This is a genomic window from Plantactinospora solaniradicis, from assembly GCF_042658085.1.
GTDB lineage: Bacteria > Actinomycetota > Actinomycetes > Mycobacteriales > Micromonosporaceae > Plantactinospora > Plantactinospora solaniradicis.
The window spans coordinates 430,565-450,704 of the sequence record NZ_JBHSPR010000008.1 but is presented as its reverse complement, the minus strand read 5'-3'; the positions used below and the strand labels follow the sequence as shown (position 1 = coordinate 450,704).

General features: G+C 72.3%; 16 protein-coding genes. 9 read left to right on the top strand and 7 right to left on the bottom strand.

Going from position 1 to position 20,140, the window contains the following annotated elements; all coding sequences use genetic code 11:
• Positions 1-335 precede the first annotated feature (335 nt).
• The 4 genes from lanKC (at position 336) to ACFP2T_RS11730 (ending at position 6,854) form a co-directional block, all read left to right on the top strand.
• Positions 336-3,110, top strand: coding sequence for a class III lanthionine synthetase LanKC (lanKC, locus tag ACFP2T_RS11745; RefSeq protein WP_377420664.1), 2,775 nt, complete (start codon positions 336-338; stop codon positions 3,108-3,110).
• 16 nt (positions 3,111-3,126) lie between these two features.
• Positions 3,127-3,252, top strand: coding sequence for a SapB/AmfS family lanthipeptide (locus tag ACFP2T_RS11740; protein WP_192769447.1), 126 nt, complete (start codon positions 3,127-3,129; stop codon positions 3,250-3,252).
• 78 nt (positions 3,253-3,330) lie between these two features.
• Positions 3,331-5,079, top strand: a complete 1,749-nt coding sequence (locus tag ACFP2T_RS11735) for an ABC transporter ATP-binding protein (RefSeq protein WP_377420662.1) — start codon at positions 3,331-3,333, stop codon at positions 5,077-5,079.
• Complete coding sequence (locus ACFP2T_RS11730) at positions 5,076-6,854, top strand: ATP-binding cassette domain-containing protein (protein WP_377420660.1); 1,779 nt, start codon at positions 5,076-5,078, stop codon at positions 6,852-6,854. The genes ACFP2T_RS11735 and ACFP2T_RS11730 overlap by 4 nt, the downstream gene beginning before the upstream one ends.
• Here ACFP2T_RS11730 and ACFP2T_RS11725 read toward each other — a convergent pair.
• Positions 6,829-7,407 carry a GtrA family protein gene (locus ACFP2T_RS11725; RefSeq protein ID WP_377420658.1) on the bottom strand — a complete coding sequence of 193 codons (579 nt, stop codon included), beginning with the start codon at positions 7,405-7,407 and terminating at the stop codon, positions 6,829-6,831. The genes ACFP2T_RS11730 and ACFP2T_RS11725 overlap by 26 nt on opposite strands.
• A gap of 63 nt (positions 7,408-7,470) precedes the next feature.
• Here ACFP2T_RS11725 and ACFP2T_RS11720 point away from each other — a divergent pair, with 63 nt between their 5' ends.
• Positions 7,471-8,952: a carbamoyltransferase C-terminal domain-containing protein gene (locus ACFP2T_RS11720; protein ID WP_377420656.1), complete on the top strand. Its 1,482-nt coding sequence runs from the start codon at positions 7,471-7,473 to the stop codon at positions 8,950-8,952.
• A 47-nt stretch (positions 8,953-8,999) separates the two neighbouring features.
• On the opposite strand, the gene ACFP2T_RS11715 is transcribed toward ACFP2T_RS11720, so the two are convergent.
• Complete coding sequence (locus ACFP2T_RS11715) at positions 9,000-9,632, bottom strand: TetR/AcrR family transcriptional regulator (protein WP_377420654.1); 633 nt, start codon at positions 9,630-9,632, stop codon at positions 9,000-9,002.
• 150 nt (positions 9,633-9,782) lie between these two features.
• Between ACFP2T_RS11715 and ACFP2T_RS11710 the strand changes: the two genes are divergently transcribed.
• The gene (locus ACFP2T_RS11710) at positions 9,783-10,820 is read left to right on the top strand and encodes an aldo/keto reductase (RefSeq protein ID WP_377420652.1); all 1,038 of its coding nucleotides are present in this window, start codon (positions 9,783-9,785) and stop codon (positions 10,818-10,820) included.
• Between the two features lie 108 nt (positions 10,821-10,928).
• Here ACFP2T_RS11710 and ACFP2T_RS11705 read toward each other — a convergent pair whose 3' ends face one another.
• The 3 genes from ACFP2T_RS11705 to ACFP2T_RS11695 form a co-directional block, all read right to left on the bottom strand.
• On the bottom strand, positions 10,929-11,528 hold the full coding sequence (locus ACFP2T_RS11705; RefSeq protein WP_377420650.1) for a response regulator transcription factor: 600 nt from the start codon (positions 11,526-11,528) through the stop codon (positions 10,929-10,931).
• Between the two features lie 222 nt (positions 11,529-11,750).
• Positions 11,751-12,356, bottom strand: a complete 606-nt coding sequence (locus ACFP2T_RS11700) for a LuxR C-terminal-related transcriptional regulator (RefSeq protein ID WP_377420648.1) — start codon at positions 12,354-12,356, stop codon at positions 11,751-11,753.
• 239 nt (positions 12,357-12,595) lie between these two features.
• The gene (locus ACFP2T_RS11695) at positions 12,596-13,903 is read right to left on the bottom strand and encodes a hypothetical protein (protein ID WP_377420646.1); all 1,308 of its coding nucleotides are present in this window, start codon (positions 13,901-13,903) and stop codon (positions 12,596-12,598) included.
• A gap of 192 nt (positions 13,904-14,095) precedes the next feature.
• Between ACFP2T_RS11695 and ACFP2T_RS11690 the strand changes: the two genes are divergently transcribed.
• From ACFP2T_RS11690 to ACFP2T_RS11680, 3 genes are all read left to right on the top strand, one after another.
• Positions 14,096-15,283, top strand: a complete 1,188-nt coding sequence (locus tag ACFP2T_RS11690; RefSeq protein ID WP_377420644.1) for an aminotransferase-like domain-containing protein — start codon at positions 14,096-14,098, stop codon at positions 15,281-15,283.
• A 103-nt stretch (positions 15,284-15,386) separates the two neighbouring features.
• The gene (locus ACFP2T_RS11685) at positions 15,387-15,917 is read left to right on the top strand and encodes a SigE family RNA polymerase sigma factor (protein ID WP_377420642.1); all 531 of its coding nucleotides are present in this window, start codon (positions 15,387-15,389) and stop codon (positions 15,915-15,917) included.
• Positions 15,907-17,328 carry a hypothetical protein gene (locus ACFP2T_RS11680; RefSeq protein ID WP_377420641.1) on the top strand — a complete coding sequence of 474 codons (1,422 nt, stop codon included), beginning with the start codon at positions 15,907-15,909 and terminating at the stop codon, positions 17,326-17,328. Before ACFP2T_RS11685 ends, ACFP2T_RS11680 begins: the two co-directional genes overlap by 11 nt.
• 41 nt (positions 17,329-17,369) lie before the next feature.
• On the opposite strand, the gene ACFP2T_RS11675 is transcribed toward ACFP2T_RS11680, so the two are convergent.
• Positions 17,370-18,953, bottom strand: coding sequence for an asparagine synthetase B family protein (locus tag ACFP2T_RS11675; protein ID WP_377420639.1), 1,584 nt, complete (start codon positions 18,951-18,953; stop codon positions 17,370-17,372).
• A 5-nt stretch (positions 18,954-18,958) separates the two neighbouring features.
• Positions 18,959-19,816 carry a hypothetical protein gene (locus ACFP2T_RS11670; protein WP_377420637.1) on the bottom strand — a complete coding sequence of 286 codons (858 nt, stop codon included), beginning with the start codon at positions 19,814-19,816 and terminating at the stop codon, positions 18,959-18,961.
• Positions 19,817-20,140: the final 324 nt, after the last annotated feature.

Below are 20,140 nucleotides of genomic sequence, written 5' to 3'. Positions count from 1 at the left end.
TCGAAGAGACTCACCTTTGGCAGAATGTCATGACAGCCTGACGAGGTAAATAGATCTTTACGAAATCCGCCGGTAACCGGACCGGTCCGGCTGGCGGTGTCCAGCCCCGGACGATCCGGCGCAGACCTCTCCCAAGCATCGGTCATTCGTACATCCGGATATAGCCATATAGATGGCTGTCAAGAGCCGTCCGGCCCTGACATTTGTCATAAGTACCCGTGCGCGACGCACCGTGGGGGATGACTTAACACACTAGTAACACCTCGGATCCAACCAGGAGACTCGGATGCATCGATGAAGCACGGTCGCTCAGGGACACCCGAGGAGCCGCGACGATGGACGAACGCTACGACGCGTACTGCGCAGTCGATCCGCTGTTCTACGATTCGCTCACCAACGTCTCCGCCGTCTCCACCGGGTTCGCCGCAGCCGACCGTCCCCTGCCGACAGGCTGGGAACGCGAGCCGAACGACGACTGGCTGATCTACGGCCCCGAGGGCGGCAAGCTCCCGCAGCAGGGCTGGAAGATCCACATTTCGGCCTGTCTGGACAACGCGGAGCGGGTCCTGGAGACGGTGTGGGACTACTGCGTACCGCGAGGGATCTCGTTCAAGTTCCTCCGCGGCCCCCGGATGCTGCTGATGCGCAACTCGAAGTACGCGCCGCGGGGCTCCAGCGGCAAGTTCGTCACCATCTACCCCCGGGACGAGGCCGAACTCGAACTCGCCTGCAAGGAACTCGCGGACCGGCTGGACGGCGAGGCGGGGCCGTACATCCTGAGCGACTTGCGCTACGGCGCCGGCCCGGTCTACGTCCGCTACGGCGGCTTCGCGGCCCGCTACTGCGTCAGCGGTGACGGCCAGGTGGTACCGGCCGTCGAGGACGACAGCGGCACCCTGGTACCGGACCGGCGCGACCCGGTCTTCCACGTACCGGCCTGGGTCAGGTTGCCCGAGTTCCTCGGCCCGCACCTCACCGCCCGGAACGCCACCACCACCACCGACCTGCCGTACCGGATCGAACGGGTGATCCACTTCTCCAACGGCGGCGGGCTCTACGTCGGCCGGGACACCCGCACCGACACCCAGGTCGTGCTCAAGGAGGCCCGCCCGCACGCCGGCCTGGACGCCACCGGCACGGACGCGATCACCAGGCTGACCCGCGAGGCCGACGTGCTGCGCCAGCTCGCCGACGTGCCGCAGGTGGCCCGGGTCCACGACCAGTTCGTCCTCGGTGACCACCACTTCCTCGCCCTGGAGTTCATCGAGGGTCAGGCGCTCAACAAGGTGCTCGTCGAGCGGTACCCGCTGATCGACGCCGACGCCACCCCCGCCGAACTGGCCGGGTACACCGCCTGGGCGATGCGGATCCACGAGCAGGTGGAGCAGATCATCGACGCGATCGCCGACCACGGCATCGTCTACGGCGACCTGCACCTGTTCAACGTGATGGTCGGCCCCGACGACCGGGTCACCCTGGTCGACTTCGAGGTGGCCGCCCCGGTCGCCGACGCGAGCCGACCCGCGCTCCGCAACCAGGCCTTCGCCGCGCCGCGCGACCGGACCGGCCTGGCCGTGGACCGGTACGCCCTGGCCTGCCTGCGCCTGGCCCTGTTCCTGCCGCTGACCCAGATGGTCCGGCTGGCCCCGGCCAAGGCGGCCCACCTCGCCGACGTCGTCGCCGCGCACTTTCCGGTGCCGCGCGACTTCCTCCTTCCCGCCGTCGCCGAGATCCGCGGCGACGCCCCGGTCGGCGCTGTCACCGCCGACGCCGCCGAGTCCGGCGCCGCCGGGCCCCGTGGTGCCGCTGCCGCACGCGCGGCTGCCGGAGACGCCGGAAGCGCCGGAACCCGGCGGAGCGGAACGGCGGACCCGATCGCCGGAGCGGCCGACTTCGCCGCCGGCCGGTCGGCCTGGCCACGGCTGCGGGACCGGCTCGCCGGCGCGATCCTGCGCAGCGCCACCCCGGAGCGGGACGACCGGCTGTTCCCCGGCGACATCGACCAGTTCCGCACCGGCGGACTCAACCTCGGGTACGGCGCCGCGGGCGTACTCCACGCGCTGTACGTCACCGGGGCGGGCCGGTACCCGGACCACGAGGACTGGCTGGTGAAGCGGGCCCTCGACCCGCCGTCCGGAACCCGGTGCGGCTTCTACGACGGACTGCACGGCGTCGCCTTCGCGCTGGAGTGCCTCGGCCGCCGGCAGGACGCGCTCGACGTGCTCGACATCTGCCTCCGTGAACCCTGGGAGGATCTCGGCGAGGACCTGGTCAGTGGGCTGTCCGGGATCGCGCTCAACCTCGCCGAGCTGGCCGGCCGGACCGGCGAACCAACCCTGCGGCAGGCCGCCTGGCGGGCCGCGGAGCTGGTCGCCGACCGGCTGGCCGGCGACGGGACGCCGACCGGTGACGGCAACGGCGACCCCGGAACCGTCGGGTACGGGTCGGAGATCAGCGGCGGGGCGCACCCGTACGCCGGACTCACCCGTGGCCGCAGCGGACCCGCCCTGATGTTCCTCCGGCTCTACGAGTTGACCGGCGACACCACCCTGCTCGATCGGGCTGCCGGCGCGCTAAGGCACGACCTGCGCCGATGCGTACTGCGGCCGGACGGGGCGCTGGAGGTCAACGAGGGTTGGCGGACCATGCCGTACCTGGCACACGGCAGTGTCGGCATCGGACTGGTACTCGACCAGTACCTCCGGCACCGGCCGGACACCGCACTCGCCGAAGCGGCGACCGCGATCCGGCTCGGCGCCCGGGCACCGTTCTACGCGCAGTCCGGCCTCTTCGCCGGACGGGCCGGCATCATCGCCTACCTCGCCGCGCGGGCGACCGACGACCACGACCGGGAAGCCGACCGCGCCGAACTGGCGGTCCAGGTGTCGCGACTGGCCTGGCACGCGCTGCCGTACCGCGGCTTCCTCGCCTTCCCCGGCGAGCAACTGCTACGGCTGTCGATGGACCTGGCCACCGGTACGGCGGGCGTCCTGCTCGCCACGGGTGCGGCCCTGCACGACGAGCCGGTGACCCTGCCCTTCCTCGCGCCGCTCTCCGGCGCGACCAAGCTCCCCTCGCTACCGCGTGGGGCACATCCGATCGAGATCTGAGGAGGAGGTGAACAACATGGCGCTTCTGGACCTTCAGGGGATGGAGCTGGCCGACCGCACCGGTGGTGGTGGCGGCGGTGGCAGCCGGGCGAGCCTGCTGCTTTGCGGCGACAGCTCGCTGTCCGTGACGACCTGTAACTGATCAGGTCAGTATCCGGGGCCCTGGGTGGGCAGACGTCCCCACCCAGGGCAACCCCGTGCGATCGGAAGGGTGGTGCCCGTGCCCGCCGACGGCGACCGGTTACTCCGGCAGGCGATCACCTACGGCGGCGGCTGGACCATCGTCCTCGGGGCCGCCGCGCTGCTCGGCGCGGTGGCCGAACTGCTGCTGCCGGCCGCGCTCGGACTGGCCGTGGACGCGGCGCTCGGCGGCGCCGCCCCCTGGTGGCCGGTGGCCGCCTGCGGACTCGTGGTGGTGATCGTCGCCACCGACACCCTCGCCACCCTGGCCAGCGGGACCGGCACCGCCCGGACCACCGCCCGGCTCCGGCACCGGCTGCTGCGACACCTGCTCGCCCTCGACCCCCGGCACGCCGCCCGACGCCCGGTGGGAGATCTGATCGGGCGGCTGGTCGGCCAGGCCGCCGACGCCGGACAGGCGGGCGCGACCGTCGTACTCGGGCTGACCGCCGTACTGCCCTCGGCGGGTAGTGTGCTCGCCCTCCTGCTGCTCGACTGGCGCCTCGCCGTCACCTTCGGCGTCGGGCTGCTGCTGCTCGCCGTTCTCATGCGCGCCTTCCTGACCGACGCGTCCGCCGCCGCCACCGACTATCTCGGCGTACAGGGGCGGATCGCCGGGCGGCTGGCCGAGGCGCTGCACGGGGCCCGGACCATCGCCGCCGCCGGCACCGTACGCGCCGAGATCGACCGTGTCCTGGCCCCGCTGCCCCAGCTGCGTACGCACGGCACCCGCACCTGGACCACCCTGGCCCGGGCGTCGGCCCGGACCGCCGCCGTGGCCCCCATGCTGCAACTGGCGATCGTCGCGGTCGGCGGCTGGTCGGTGACCGAGGGACGACTCACCCCGGGACAGCTCTTCGCCGCCGTGCAGTACGCCGCTCTCGGCGCCGGTCTCGGCACCGTGGTCGCGACGCTCAACCGGCTGGTCCGGACCCGGGCCGGTGCGCAACGGGTGGCCGCCGCGCTCGCCGAACCGGTCCGGACCTACGGCACGGCGACACTGCCCGCCGGTGCCGGCCGGCTGGTGCTGTCCGGCGTGACCGTGCGGGCCGACGACGGCCGCCCGGTGCTGGACGGAATCGACCTGCGGGTGCCCTCCGGCGCCACCATCGCCGTCGTCGGCCCGTCCGGGTCCGGCAAGTCGTCACTCGCGGCGGTCGTCGGACGGCTCCGCGACCCGGACACCGGCGAGGTGCTGCTCGACGGCGTCCCGCTGCGCCAGCTGAGCCGGTCCGCCCTGCGGGAGGCGGTCGGGTACGGCTTCGAGCGGCCGATCCTGATCGGCGACACCATCGCGGAGGTGATCGCTCTGGGCCGCGAGCCGGAGACCGCTGCCGGGGCGGGGCGGGTCCCGGGTGAACTCGTGACAGCGGCTCGGGCGGCCGCGATCGACGAGTTCGTCGAGCGACTGCCGGACGGATACCTGACCCGGCTCGACGCCGCGCCGATGTCCGGTGGCGAGACGCAGCGGCTGGGCCTGGCCCGTGCGCTGCACGCCCGACGGCTGCTCATCCTCGACGACGCGACATCCAGCGTGGACACCGCCACCGAACACCGGATCGCGGAGGCGATCGCCGCGCACGCGGACCGACGTACCCGGATGATCGTGACCCACCGGGTGGCCACCGCCGCCACGGCCGACCTCGTCGCCTGGCTGGACGGCGGTCGGCTGCGCGGCGTGGGCCGGCACCGGGACCTGTGGCGGGACCCGGACTACCGCGCCGTCTTCCAGCCGCCGGCGGTGCCCGGTCACGCGCCGGCCGGCGTGCCCGTCGAGGCGGTCCGGTGAAGGCCGTCGTCCGGTTCACCATCGCCGCGCTGCGGCGCCGGGCCCGACCGCTCGGCCGGCTCGCCGGCTGGTCCGCCGCCGAGGCGCTGCCGGCGCTGCTCGCCGGTCAACTGACCGCCCGCGCGCTGGACGAGGGATTCCTGGCCGGCCGGCCCGGGGTCGGGCTGACCTGGCTCGGCGGGCTGGCCGTCGCGGTCGTGATCGGCGCGATCGGCACCGGTCGGGCGTACGCCCGCCTCGGCGACATCGTCGAACCGTTCCGCGACGAACTGGCGGACCGGGTCGTCACCGGGGCCCTGCACCGCTCGACGGCCGCCGGGGCACGGCCGGACACCGCCGCCGTGGCGCGCCTGACCCATCAGGTGGAGATCGTCCGGGACACCTTCGCCGGCCTCGTCATGGTCGTCCGGGGATTCGTGTTCACCGCCGGGGCGGCGCTGCTCGGACTCTTCTCGCTGACTCCGGTCGTGGCGGGCGTGGTCGCGGTGCCGCTGACCGCCGGGCTGTTCCTGTTCGCCGCCGCGCTGCCGGCGATGGTCGACCGGCAGCGGAGCTACGTGCGGGCCGACGAACGGCTGGGCGAGACGGCCAGCACCGCGCTGACCGGACACCGGGACGTCGCGGCGTGCGGCGCGCAGGAGGTCGTCGCCGACCGGGTGGGCCGGCAGGTGGACCGGCAGGCCGCCGCCGAGCGGGCCCTGGCCCGGATGGCCGCACTCCGCAGCCTGAGCCTCGCGGTCGGCGGCTGGCTTCCGCTGGCCGTACTGCTGCTGGCCGCGCCGTGGCTGGTCCGGCGCGGACTCACCGCCGGTGCCGTGCTCGGCGCCCTGGTGTACGTCGCCACCGGGCTGCAACCCGCGCTGCACGCGCTGGTCCAGGGCGTGGCGGGCGGCGGTCTGCGGTTCGCCGTCACGCTGGACCGGATCCTGAGTTCCACCGCGATCCCGCCGCCGCCCGTGCGTGCGTCACCGACCCGGGCCGCACCGACCCCCGCGGTGCCGGCCCCGCCGGACCCGGTCCGCGCCCGGTTGCGTGGCGTCACCTTCCGGTACGGGCCACAGGCCCGGCCGGTCCTCGACGACTTCGACCTCACGCTGTCCGACGGGGCGCACCTGGCCGTGGTGGGGCCGAGCGGGGCCGGGAAGTCGACGCTCGCCGCGCTGCTGGCCGGGCTGCTCCGGCCGCAGGCCGGTACGGTCCGGCTGGGTGGCGCACCGGTCGACGGCGACCCGGTCGTACTGGCCAGGCATCGGGTGCTGATCCCGCAGGAGGCGTACGTCTTCACCGGCACGCTCCTCGACAACCTGCGTTACCTGCGGCCGGACGCCGACGAGCACCGGGTGACGGCGGCGGTCGACCGACTGGGCCTGGGCGCGCTGGCGTGCCGGCTCGGCGGCCTCACCGCGACGCTGGAGCCGGGCGCGCTCTCCGCCGGCGAACGGCAGCTCGTCGCGGCGGTCCGCGCCTACCTCTCCCCCGCCCCGCTGGCGATCCTGGACGAGGCGACCTGTCATCTGGACCCGACGGCCGAGGCGACGGTCGAACTCGCCTTCGCCGCCCGGCCGGGTGGGCTGGTGGTGGTCGCGCACCGGATCAGTTCGGCGCTGCGCGCCCGGCAGGTGCTGATCCTCGCGGACGGTCGGCCGATGCTGGGCCGGCACGAGGACCTGCTCGCCCGCTCGGCGACCTACCGGGAACTGGTCGGCCACTGGCGGGCCGAACCCGCGACGGCCCCGCCGGCCCGACCCGTCACTTGCGCGGGCCCGTCCGCCTGACCCTCCCGCGACTCGCGGACCGCGCCGGCACCGCGTCGGGCTCGTGCTGCACCACCCTGCTGCGCGGTCCCGTCCTCCCCTGTCGCCCGCGACCACGGGGGCGCGCTTCCGGATGCGGGAAGACGAACCGCTTGAACGCCCAGAGCCGGAAACACATCGCGATCAACGTCCCGACGATGATGCCGCTGACGAAGTCGGCGATCTCCTGCACCGGCCGGCTCACGTCCGGGACACGGAGCAGGAACACGTACCGGGAGGCGTACAGCGGAATCACGTTGAGCACGATGCCGATCGCGCTGACCGAGAAGAACAGGGCGGCTTCGTGGTGTCGTTCCCGGCCACCCCGGGTGCGGAACGACCACTCGCGGTTCAGGACGTACGACAGGATCGTGCTGACGATGGTGGCCAGGGCGAGCGCGGTGACCGGCTTCTCGTGCAGGACGGTCAGCTTGAGCGTGTAGTTGATGCCGGTTGTCGCCACAAAGCAGACACCCCCGACCACGAGGAACTTCGCCGCTTCATGGTGCCTGCGCAACAACCCGGTGAGCCACATTCCAGCCAGCCTAGATCACGAGGGAGGCGGAGAACATTTCCACATACGGATAGAGTTGTCTCGATGGCTGCCACGCATGTACTCGGACTCGCCGCGCTGTCGCACGACGCGTCCGCGTGCGTCGTACGGGGTGACGAGATCCTCTTCGCCGGGCACGCGGAACGGTACTCGCGGCGGAAGAACGATCCCGAGCTGAGCGGCGGGCTGCTCGCCGAGGCGCTCTCCTGGGGCCGACCGGACCTGATCGCCTGGTACGAGCATCCGCTGCGGAAGAAGCTCCGGCACGTCCGGGCCGGGCAGTTCCGGCACGCGGCGGCGATCGACGACCTGCCCCGGCGTTACCTGGCCCGGCTCGACCTGCCCGAGTTGCGGGGAGTACCGATCCGGTACGTCGGGCACCACCACTCACACGCCGCCGCGGGCCACTTCACCAGCGGCGAACCGACCACCGCCGTACTCACCGCGGACTCGATCGGCGAGTTCGAGACGCTGACCCTGGGCGAGTTCCGGGACGGCCGTTACCGGGTCTTCGAACGCTGCCGCTATCCGCACAGTCTCGGGCTGCTCTACAGCGCGTTCACCCGACGGTGCGGCTTCACCCCCAACGAGGAGGAGTACATCCTGATGGGGCTGGCCGCGCTCGGCCGCCCCCGGTACGTCGCGCAGATCAAGAGCGAGCTGATCGAGTTCACCCCGCCCACCTTCCGGCTCCGCCGCAACGTGCACCGGGGCATCGGCGACTGGCAGCCCCGGGCCGACCTTGCCGACCTGGCGGCCAGCATCCAGGTGGTGACGGAGGAGGTCCTGCTCGCGGCGGCACGCTGGCTGCGGGTCCGGGTCGGCGACGCCTCGACCCTGACCGTGATGGGCGGGCTGGGCCTGAACTGTGTCGCCAACGAGCTTCTCGCCCGGCGCAGCGGCTTCGACCGGATAACGCTGCTGCCGAACCCCGGAGACGCCGGGTCGAGCCTCGGGGCGGCCGCGGCCGTACTCGGTTGCCAGCTCAACTGGACCGGGCCGTACCTGGGCACCCGGATCCGGGGCGACTACCCGGTCGCGGGCCTGGCCGAGGCGCTGGCCGCCGGACGGGTGGTCGGGGTGGCCCGGGGGCGGGCCGAGTTCGGTCCCCGGGCGCTGGGCAACCGCTCGTTGCTGGCCGACCCGCGCGGCCCGGACAGCCGGGACCGGGTCAACCGGGTGAAGGGACGGGAACCGTTCCGGCCGTTCGCCCCGGTGGTCCGCCAGGAGGTCGCCGCCAGGTACTTCGACATGCCGGTCGGCGCGTCGCCCTACATGCAGTTCACCGCCCGGTGCCGGGATCCGCGCTCGTTTCCCGGCATCGTCCACGTGGACGGGACGAGCCGGGTCCAGACGGTGACCCGGGCCCAGCACCCGGGCCTGTACGACCTGCTCCGGGAGTACGAACGACGTACCGGTTGCCCGATACTGCTCAACACCAGTCTCAACCTCAAGGGTGAGCCGCTGGTCAACGACCGGGACGACGCCGCCCGGTTCAGCGCCCGGACCGGTGTGGCCGTGCTGTGAACCGGGGTGCCGGCGGGCGGGCATCGGGAGCCCGTCCGCACCTGCGGTCAGGTGGTCGGAGGCTGCCGCCGGTACGCCCCGTGCCACCAGATCGCGGCCAGCTCACGGGCGAACGCCGCGTCGCCACTGGTGTCGTCCGGGAACGTGGCGACGTGGTCCGCGATGGCGACCTCACCGCCGATCACGATCACCCGGCTGGCGTGCACGACGTCCAGGTCGGCCGGAGCGCGACCGGAGCGCTGCTCGGCGGTCAGTAGTCGGGTCGTGTTCTCGATGAACCGGTTGAGCCCGGACCGCCAGAACTCCCGCACCGTGGTGTCGTAGGCGGCGACCTCGTTGACCGCCGCGAGCACGGCCGCGTACTGCCGGTAGATCTCGACGACCCGCTGGAAGGCCTCTGCCAGGGCGTCGGGGCCGGTGGCCGGTTCCCAGGCACTCGCGACGTCGAAGCCGGCCGTCCGCATCGTGCCGGCCAGCCGCATGAGCAGTTCCGACTTGTCCCGGAAGTGGGTGTAGAAGGTCGACCGGGCGACGCCGGCCTCGGCGGCGATCCGCTGCACGCCGAGGTCGGTGAAACTCGCCCCCTCGACCAGGAGCCGCTCGGTCGCGGCCAGCACCTGGGCCTCGATCGAGGCACGGCGATCGGGGTGGGGGGCGCGGCGCCGGGTGACCGATGGCATGCCAGAAGTCTAGGTCGCGGGGCGTGTAGCATTGCGCCGGACACAGTGTCCGACATAATGACCGGCCCGGCGATGTGGCCGGCGGACGTCGCCAGCAAGGGCGGCACTGCACGTCATCCCGGCTAGAGCGATGCAACAGGGGGGTAAGCGGTGAAATACCGTCTTTTGGGACGTACGGGAGTCTGGGTATCGGAGATCTCGCTGGGTGCGATGACCTTCGGCGGGAAGGACCACCCGATCTACCGTCAACTGGGCGGCCTGCAACGGGACGACGTCGAGCGGATCGTCGGCACGGCACTCGACGCGGGGATCAACTTCATCGACACCGCCGACATCTACAGCGACGGCGAGTCGGAGGAGCTGCTCGGCCAGGTCCTCGGACAGCGCCGGCGGGACGTCGTACTGGCCACCAAGCTGCACGCCCCGACCGGGACCGGACCCAACGACAACGGCCTGTCCCGGCTGCACGTGATGCAGGCCCTGGAGGACAGCCTCCGGCGGCTCCGTACCGACCACATCGATCTCTACCAGATCCACAACTTCGACCACCTGACACCGTTGGAGGAGACGCTGAGCGCGCTCGACGACGCGGTGCGGCAGGGCAAGGTGCGCTACATCGGTTGCGCCAACCTCGCCGCCTGGCAGGTCAGCAAGGCGCTGGGCCTGTCCGCCCGGCACAACCAGGCCGGCTTCGTCTCCGTACAGGCCTACTACTCACTGATCGGCCGGGACGTCGAGCGGGACCTGGTGCCGATGGCAGAGGCGGAGGGTGTCGGGCTGACCGTATGGAGTCCGCTGGCGGGCGGATTCCTCTCCGGCAAGACCTCCCGCGACGGCGCGGTCGCCGACCAGGACTCACGCCGGGCCCACCCGGACTACTCCGACTTCCCGCCCTTCGACCGGGAACGCGGCCACGACGTGCTCGACGTCGTACGGACCGTCGCCGCCCGGCACCAGGTCAGCCCGGCGCGGGTCGCACTCGCCTGGCTGCTGGCCCAGCGGTCCGTCACCAGTGTGATCGTCGGCGCCCGCAAGGTGGAGCAGCTCACGGACAACATCGCCGCGACCGGACTGACCCTCACCGAGCAGGACCTCGCCGAACTCGACAAGGTGAGCAGCCAGCCGCCCGCGTACCCGAACTGGATCCAGCAGGCCTTCGCGCCGAGCCGGCTGCCCCGGCAGGGCTGAGGCTCCGCGCGCCACGGCGGCGGGCACACCCACCCGGGGTGCCCGCCGCGCAGCGGTCCGATCCGGCCGGCGATCGGCCGGCTCACGAGGAGACCGGTGCCGGATCGGTCAGATCCAGCCCCGCTCGCGGGCGATCCTGACCGCCTCGATCCGGGTACGGGCGCCGGTCTTGCCCGCGATCCGGCAGAGGTGGTTACGCACGGTCCCGGACGAGAGCGACAACTTGCTGGCGATCTCCACCACCGGCCATCCCTCGGCGGCGATCTCCAGCACCTCCACCTCCCGTGCCGTCAGCGGGTTGTCGCGGTTGAGCGCCGCGACCACCAGGTCGGCGTCCACCACGGACCCGCCGTGGGCGAGCCGGCGTACGGCCTCGACCACCCGCTCCGGTGCGACGTCGCTGCCGAGGAAACCGAGCCGCTGGCACCGGACCCGGAGCGCGTCGCCGAGCACCTTCGGCCGACGCGGATCCACCAGCACGAGCACCGGGGGCGGGCCGGACGACGCACCCCCGTTGGAAAGCACGCCGGCCTCGAAGAGCTTGACGTCGGCAACGGCCACGTCGGGCCGCTGCGTCCGCAACGCCGTACCGATGTCCTCGGCCCGTTCGACCTCCGCTACTACCTCGATATCCTCCTGAGTGGTCAGCACGAAGGCCAGAGCGCCACGGATGAGAGCGCCGTTCAGAGCGAGCAGCGTCCGAATCACGTTCCCCCCTGCTATACGTCATCGCTAGATCACCCCGCGTGAACATTCAAACACGAACCCGCCGAGTACGCCCGTTGAAGCGGCCGGGGGCCGCCGGCGCGGCTTGTCCGCCGACAGCCCCCCGAGCCGGCTCCGATTACTGGTCGGAGGCGGTGCCGAGGGGGCGGCCCCGGCACCTGGGATCCGAACAAACGGTCGAAGCCACCACCGGTTGGCAGTTACTCAGAGCCAACCGGCGCGTTGGGCCTGCCGCACCGCCTCCAGCCGGTTACGCGTTCCGGTCTTGCGCATGATCACCGACAGGTGGTTCCGCACGGTGCCGTGCGCCAGGAAGAGCCGCCGAGCGATCTCCTTCAACGGAAGACCCTCGGCGACGATCCGCAGCACCTCCAGTTCCCGGTCGGTCAACGGACTCTCCGGCGGGTTCAGCGCGGCCACCGCGGCCACCGGGTCGAACACCCGCTCCCCGAGCGACACCGCCCGGACGAGCCGGGCCAACTCCGCCGGCGGCAGATTCTTGTCGACGAACCCCCGGGCCCCGGCCCTGATGGCCCGTTGCAGGGCCTCCGGCGTCAGCTGCGTGCTCAGCGCCAGCACCGCGCTGCCGGGTGCCGCCTCGGCAAGCCGGGCGACCACGGCGAGCATGTCGGCACCCGGTAGTTCCAGGTCGACCACGACAACATCGGGACGTCGCGCCCGGGCCACCGCCACCAGCTCACCGGCCTCGTGGAGGTCGGCCACCACGTCCAGGTCCTCCTCATTCGACAGCACCGCGCGCAGGGCCCCCCGCAACAAACCCATCTCCTCCACGATCACAATGCGGATCACGAAGTCACTCCGATCTCGGCTACACAAACTCAACGACAACCTCGGCGTCCGGCGGGGAGTACCCGACCGGATCCGATCACGAGCACGATTGAGTACGGCACCGTCGGCCAGCCGGGCGCCGTACGACGAGCACGGCGACGGTGGAACGGACCGACGGGAGGCTTCCGCCCGCCGCCCGGTCAGGGCACGGACCCGACGGAAGCCGAGAATGGCCTGGGGAACAGGCCGACGGAGTGAGGTCAGCCGGGCAGGGCCGGCACGCCGGGCCAGCGGCCGGCACGGATCAGGTCCCGGTGGGAGAAACTCAGCGGGAACCGGGGAGGGTTCTGCCAGCCGATCGTGGCCGGAATGGTGACCGACTGGCCGCCGTTGACGATTACCGGGGTGGCCTGCTGTCCGGCCGGGCCGGTGCCGACCGGCGGGTTGGGGCCGAACGGTGGCTCGGAGTCGGCGACCCGGGCGACGGTGCGGCTCGTGGCCCCCGCCGCCCCGGTCTCGAAGATCCGATCGCTTCGCGGTGCCGGTGGGCCCACCGGTTCCGACGCCGGGATCAAGGCCGGTACGGCCACCGCGGCCAGCACCGACGTCGGCTGTGCGGGCTGGGACGGCGGTGGACCGGCCAGCGGGATCGGATGTACCGGCTGCCCCGTTCGCACTGTCGACGAGAGCGTCCCACTGCCGCTGCCGCCGTCGGGAACGGCGCTCATCACCTCCGGCATGGTCTCGACCACGCCCGGTACCGCGGCGGCCAGGGTCGGTACCCGACCGACGACCTCGGGAAGTCCCTCGACCGCGGACGGCAGCACCTGGGGCAACCCGTCGACCACGGCCGGCAACGCGGCCACGACGACGGGCACCCGCACCGTGACCGTCTGAACCAGTCCCAGCACCCGACTCGGCGTGACCGGGTCGCGGGTGGAAGTGGGAGTGGCGTCGCGCGGAAGTGACCGCGCGGCAGCCGCCCGGACGGGACCGGCCTGGACGGGACCGGCGCGATCAGAACCGGCCCGATCAGAACCGGCCCGATCAGAACCGGCCCGATCAGAGCCGGCCCGATCAGAGCCGGCCCGGACCTGCACGGTCCGGATAGGAGTGCGCCGGTCCTGAGCGTGCCGATCCGACGTGGACCCGGCCCGTTCGACGCGGCGCGGGGTGGTCCGGGTCCGTTCGACCTCGCGCGGAGCGGTCCGGTCCCGGGTGGTCCGGACCCGCAGGGTCCGATCCGACCCGTTCGACGATCGCTCGGGGCGGGCGGCCGACCTGTCCCGTACCGGCGGGGCCTTCGGAACGGACGGAGTGTGATCGCCCAACAGGGTGCGCGGCAGCGGTGACTCCGGTCCGGCCAGCGAGCCGAGCAGCCCCGGCCGGGCGTCCGGACCGGTACGTCCATCCGCGAAGGCCGGGCCGTCCAACATGGCGAGTACGACGTATCCGGCGAGCGCACAGCCGCCGAGCAGGGCGAGACGGGCAAGCAGCCGGACGAGGCGTGCCGGTGGGTTCGGCCGGGCCGAACCCCGCACGCGCCGGATTGCTGTCACCGCGGCCATGTCGCGAAGGCACTCCTCTGAACAGGCGGACAGAGACGAAATCGTAACGCAGTGTTTATCACGTCGCACGCGGTGCAGCGCTCTCCGGCTCGCGGGAGCGCCGGTGAGCCACCCGTTCACTCACGTGCCGGTGCCGACCGATCCGGTTCGGCGGACCGACCCCGTCCACCGACGTCTGGCTATGGTGGTCCGATGACGGCACCGGGCCCGACGACGCTGCCCACCGTGCAGTTCCGGACCGGGGAAGGAACGATCGACCTCGGCTGGGGGCATCCACATCCGGCCTCGCTGCCCGTCGAGGCCTGGGCCGAGGCGACCGAGGCCGCGCTGCGCCGGTACGGCGCCTCGGCACTGACCTACGGCCATTCGACCGGGCCGGGGCCGTTGATCGAATGGCTGTGCGGGCGGCTGGGCGAGGTGGACGCCGCCGCGCCCGATCCCAGCCAGACGTTCGTCACCGCTGGCGCGTCGCACGCGCTCGACCTGATCGCGTCCATCCTCTGCCGACCCGGCGACGTCGTCCTGGTCGACTCGCCGACCTACCATCTCGCCCTGCGGGTGATCGCGGACCATCGGGTCGACATCGTGCCGGCCCCGGTCGACGCAGGCGGCATCGACCCGGTTGCCACCGCCGAACTGGTGCGGGCCATCGCCCGGCAGGGACGCCGGGTACCGATGCTCTACCTGGTGCCCACGTTCAACAACCCGACCGGGCGGTCCCTGTCGGTCGAACGCCGGACCGCGCTGGTGGCGGCGGCGCAGCGGACCGGGATGACGCTGGTGGAGGACGACACGTACCGGGAACTCGCGTACCCGGCACCGGCACCGGCCTCGCTGTTCAGCAGCGCCGAGACCGGGACGGTGGTCCGGATCGGATCGTTCGCCAAGAGCGTCGCGCCCGGACTCCGGCTCGGCTGGCTGACCGCGGCGGCACCGGTCGTCGGGGCGCTGGCGGCGCGCGGCTATGTGGACAGCGGCGGTGGGGTCAACCACACCAACGCGTTGACGCTGGCCGAGTTCGCGGCATCCGGCTCGTACCGGCGACACGTCGAGGCGATCCGGTCCCGGTACCGTCGGCAGCGCGACGCGCTGGCCTCCGCCGTGCGCCGGGACCTGCCGCAGGCCGAGTTCACCGTACCGGCCGGCGGCTGGTTCCTCTGGCTGCGGCTGCCGGCTCCGCAGGGCGGCACCGAACTGCTGCCCTACGCGGAGGCCGCCGGAGTCTCCTACGTACCCGGCCGGCAGTTCTTCGTGGCCGACACCGGGCACCGGTACCTGCGGCTGTCCTTCTCACTGTTCGATCCGGAGACGCTGGCCGCCGGGGTACGCCGGCTCGGCGAGGCGTACCGGGCGGTCGGGTCCACCGCACCGCCCGGCTGAACCGCCGCGTCCGCCGGCCGGTCGCGAAAATATTCACCGCCGCCCTTCAACCTTCCCGCCCACGCCCGAGTCCTGGTGGGTAGTCGACGGAAGCGGAGAGCAGATGGCATCGGACGACGGCGGATTCCGGGAGTTCGTCGACGCGCGCTACCCGGACCTGTTACGGGTGGCGTACCACCTGACCGGGTCGGCGGACGAGGCGGAGGACCTCGTGCAGTCCGCCCTGGTGAAGGTGATGCGTCGATGGCGGCGGGTCGACGAGCCGATGGCCTACCTGCGCCGGGTGATGGTCAACCAGCACATCAGCCTGTGGCGCCGGTACCGCGCCCGCGAGGTGGTCACGGCCGTGCTGCCGGACCGGCCGGTGCGGGACCTGGCGGACGGCGTTGCCGAGCGGCAGGTTCTGCACCAGGCGATGCGGACACTGGCTCCGCGTACCAGGGCGGTGATCGTGCTGCGTTACGTGGCCGACCTGCCGGAGTCGGAGGTCGCCGAGACGTTGGGCTGCTCCGTCGGCTCGGTCAAGAGCCGTGCGTCCCGGGGGCTGGCCCGGCTGCGCGCGGCATTGGAAACACCACCGGGAGTGGCGTTGCACGGCGCGGCGATGCCGGCAAGGGGGAATCATGGTGCCTGACGAGCGGATCGGTCGGCTGCTGACCGAGCTGACCGAAGACCTGACACCGCGACCGGATCCGTACGGCCGGGTGCTGGCCCGGCACCGCCGGGGCCGGCGGCGGGCGATCACCGGTGCGTTCTGCGCGGTGCTCCTGCTCGCGGCCACCGGGGTGGCGATCGCCGGTACCCGGCCGGGCGGCGGGTCCGACGCACCGCCGGCCGCCGCCCGGCAGCCGTGGGAGAACATGCTGGCCTGGGGAGATCGGCTGATCCGGTCCGAACCGCGCGGCACGGTCGGCGGCGACGCCGCATACGTCGCGGCACTCTCCGACACCCTGCTGGCCGAGCAGCGCGCCGGCCGGTTCGACCGGCTGACCGCACCGGTCCGGGACGTGCGGGTGCTGTTCGTCGACGACGTGGGCCCGCACCGGGTCGCGCTCGCCGCATTCGTCCGGGCCCAGCCCGATCCCGGCACCGGCTGGCCGAACGCCGTGGCATGGATGCTGGCGGACCGGGGCGCCGGTCCGCAGGAGTTGGGTCGCACCGCCGTCGACCGGGTTGGTGACGGACTGGCGCCGTACGAGGAATTCACGATCGGCGCTCTGCACCGGCCCGACGAGGTGGCGTACGTCGGGGTCGCGCCGGAGGGCTGTGTCCTCACCACCGCTGCGGTCACCGACCTGGACGACTGGACGCCGGAGCCGACCGGCTCCTATCTGGTTCGCCCACCCGGGAACCTGCGACCGGAGTGGTTCCAGGTCAGCTGTGATGGAGTGGTCCGGCAGCGGCTGCGGGGGCCCGGCTCCTGGGCACCGACGGGCGTCAGCGACGCGCAGTTCGCGGCGGCCGTCGCCGGAGCCCGGGGAAGGGTGGACGAGCCGGAGTGCCGGCGGGCGCTGAACGTTGCCACCGGAGGCTGGGGTTACGCCGTCAGCGCCCTACCGACCGTTGTCTGGAGCGGTCGGACGACGGGTGCCGGTGGCGGATTCGACGGCCGTGCCACCGTGCTGGCGGCTCCGGCCGTCGACGGCGGCTGGCTGGGCCAGGTGGAGATCAGTTACGAGGCACCCGCCTCCGACGGCACCATCGGGACCGGGGTGCTCTTCCGGACCCGGACCGACCCCGCGACTCCGGACGGGTTGCTCGCGGTGAGGCTCGACCGGGACCCCACGTCCGCCGAAACGGACGCCCCTCCGGCCGTGTCGCTCCTGGTGGTCGCCCCGGCCGGCGCCGCCGAGGTGCGCGCGGTGCGCGGCGGCCAGGAAATCGCCCGTGGCCGGGTCCGGGACGCCGGCCTGGTGCTGACCGTCCCTGGAGTCGGCGGACTGGTCCTGGAGGCGATCGACTCCACCGGCGCCGTTGTCGGTACCGGCGACGTCGCCGATTCGGAAGGACCCGGGATGCAGGTCGACAACTGGGGCGAAGACTGACCGGACCGGTCCTGTCGTGGTGCTCCGGCCGGTGGAGGAGGTCAGTTCTGCCGGCCGGAGCCGGTCAGCCGGCGCAGCGCCGGGGCGACGTTCCACTTCGCCGCTCCGGCCAGGTCGCGGGCGTGTTCGAACACCGTGTAGTCCGGCCGGGCGGCCCCCTCGGCGACGGCCCGGTCCAGGTCGTGGTCGCAACGCATCAGTACGGTGTCGAAGTCCCGGCGTACCGGTTCCAGCAGTTCGTAGCCGAAGGAGCGGTACTGGCGGGCGAAGAGCGGCTTGTAGAGCCGGGCCCGCTCGTGCAGACCCGACGAGTACGACATCGGATTCTTCGGCCGGTCGCGGATGTAGTCGGGGAGCATGTCGGCGAAGGCGTGTCGAAGGATCCACTTCTCCTGGCCGTCGCGCATCTTCAGGTCGACCGGCATCCGCATCGCCAGCTCCACCAGCGCGGGGTCGAGGAACGGCACCCGGGTCTCCACCCCGTGCCCGAGGCTGGTCCGGTCGACCCGCTGCAACTCCGTACGGCAGAGGTTGCGGATCTTGTGTAGGAACAGCCGGCGGGCCGCCTCGGGGCCGACCTGGTGGTACATCGGATAGCCGCCGAAGAGTTCGTCGGAGCCGTCGCCGGTGAGCACCACCCGGACGCCGAGGTCCCGCACCCGCCGGAACAGCGGCACCGAGACGACGGCGTTGATGATGTCGCCGTATTCGGTGAGTTCGGAGATCCGGATCGCTTCCCGGACCTCTTCGAGCCGGATGTTCCGGGGATGCAGCTCGATCACCTCGTGGTGCACGCCGAGGTCGGCGGTGAGCCGGCGGGCGTAAGCCAGGTCCTCGCTGTCCGGGGCGCCGATGGTGAACGCCACGCAGTCGTGGTGCATCTGCCGGACGTGCAGCAGCGCGAGCGTGCTGTCCAGCCCGCCGGAGAGGATGACTCCGACGGTGAGGTCGGTGTCGACCCGGACCCGGATGCTGTCCGCCAGTGCCTCGCGGACCAGGCCGGCCGCCTCCTCGGGATCACCGATCCGCGGCCCCCAGCCGAGCCGCGACAGGTCCACGTAGGGCACCAGGTCCGGCCCGGCGACGGCATCGGCCCAGCCATGGTGCCCCGGCGGCACCTCGGTGATCGACGCGCCGACCGGCACCAGTGCCTTGACCTCGGAGGCGATGTGCAGTCGACGCAGGTGGCGCGACCAGTAGAGCGGTTTCACCCCCAGCGGGTCGCGGGCCAGGTAGACCCGTCCGGTGGCGGTGTCCGCGATCGTGAAGGCGAACTCCCCGCGCAGCCGGGTGACCGCGTCCGGCCCCCAGGCCAGGAAGGCCTCCAGGACCACCTCGGTGTCGCTCGCGGTCCGCAGCCGGCGGCCGAGCCGGTCGAGTTCGGCGGCGAGTTCGTGATGGTTGAAGACCTCGCCGTTGTAGCAGAGCAGCCAGCGGCCGTCGGCCGAGCGCCAGGGCTGCACCGCGTGCTCCCGGTCGACGATCCGCAGCCGCTGGACCCCGGCCAGCAGGTCGGCGTCGAGCCGGGTCTCCGCCAGGTCGCCGCGCGGCGCGAGCGCCGCCATCATCCGGTGGAAGGTGGGCCGGTCGGCGCCGGGGCCGAGGACGAGGGCGAGACCACACATGACCGTCAACCCCCCAGCGCGGTACGGAAGTCGCGCCGGAGCCGGATGGCGGCGCGCGGGCTGACGCAGACGTGCCAGGCCTGTCCCTCGTCGATCACGTTGACGTCTCCCCAGCCCTGCCGTTCCAGCAGCAGGGCGGCGAGCAGTCCGTGCGCGTCGAACCGGCGGAACCACGACATCTCGATGTCCACCGCGTAGCCGAGGCAGTGTCCGCTCGGCAGCATGGCCGCGTACCCGAGTGCGCGGAGTCGGTGCTGGTGTTCGAGGCTGCGCGCGAGGCTGGTCACCCAGAGCGGCAGGGTGGGGCCGGTGCGGCGCCGGGCGAAGTCGACCGCGAGCTCGTTCAACATGGCCACCACCTCCGGCCGGGTACGGGCGAACCGGAGCCCTGCCGTGCGGGGCGTCCGGTGTGGCCAGATCCGGCGTTCCACCGCCCGGGCAGCCCGGTTGACCAGGCCGTCGGCCTGCCGGCGGTACCGGAACCGGAGCAGTCCGCTGCGCCGCAGCGCGTCGAGGTCGACCAGTTCCGGTGAGTTCCAGAGCGCGGCGTCGGTCGGGTAGCCCGGCAGATGTCCCCACCACATGACGTCGATCCGGGACAGCAGGAAGATTCTGATCAGCGCCGACAGGTCCCGGGCCGAGCTGCGGTTGTTCGGGCGGTAGTCGCGGACCTCCAGGCGCAGCCGCGCGGCGGCCTCGGCGGCACCGCCGGGCAGGGTGCCGAGCACGGTACCCAGTTCGGGCCCGGTCATCCGGTCGGTCAGGATCGTCTCGAGCTTGGGCAGGTCGTCGGGGCCCGCGTGTCCCGCCACCTCGATCAGCAGATCCGCCACCGCCGCCCGGTACCTGACCAGATCCGGCATTGATACGCCGGGGGTCGGATCGGGACGCTTTCCTCTGGTCCGGGACGGAGATTTGACGTCTCGGGCGACCTCTTGGCTAGGCATGTCCGGCCTCTCCCCAGGTTCGACTTGATACAGAGAGCGCTGCTGAGTTGGACCGTAACATCCTATAGATCAGAAAGATGGGGATTATTCCTATTAGCTCCATCTTGGCGCCCTGTGCCGACGCACTCCGCCACACCACACCCGTCCCATCCGGCGCCGAGATTTGTAACGTTTTATTGAGCCATTGACGAATGTAGATCAATCTCCTAACGTACCTGACAGGCTCATACCAGCAGCCCG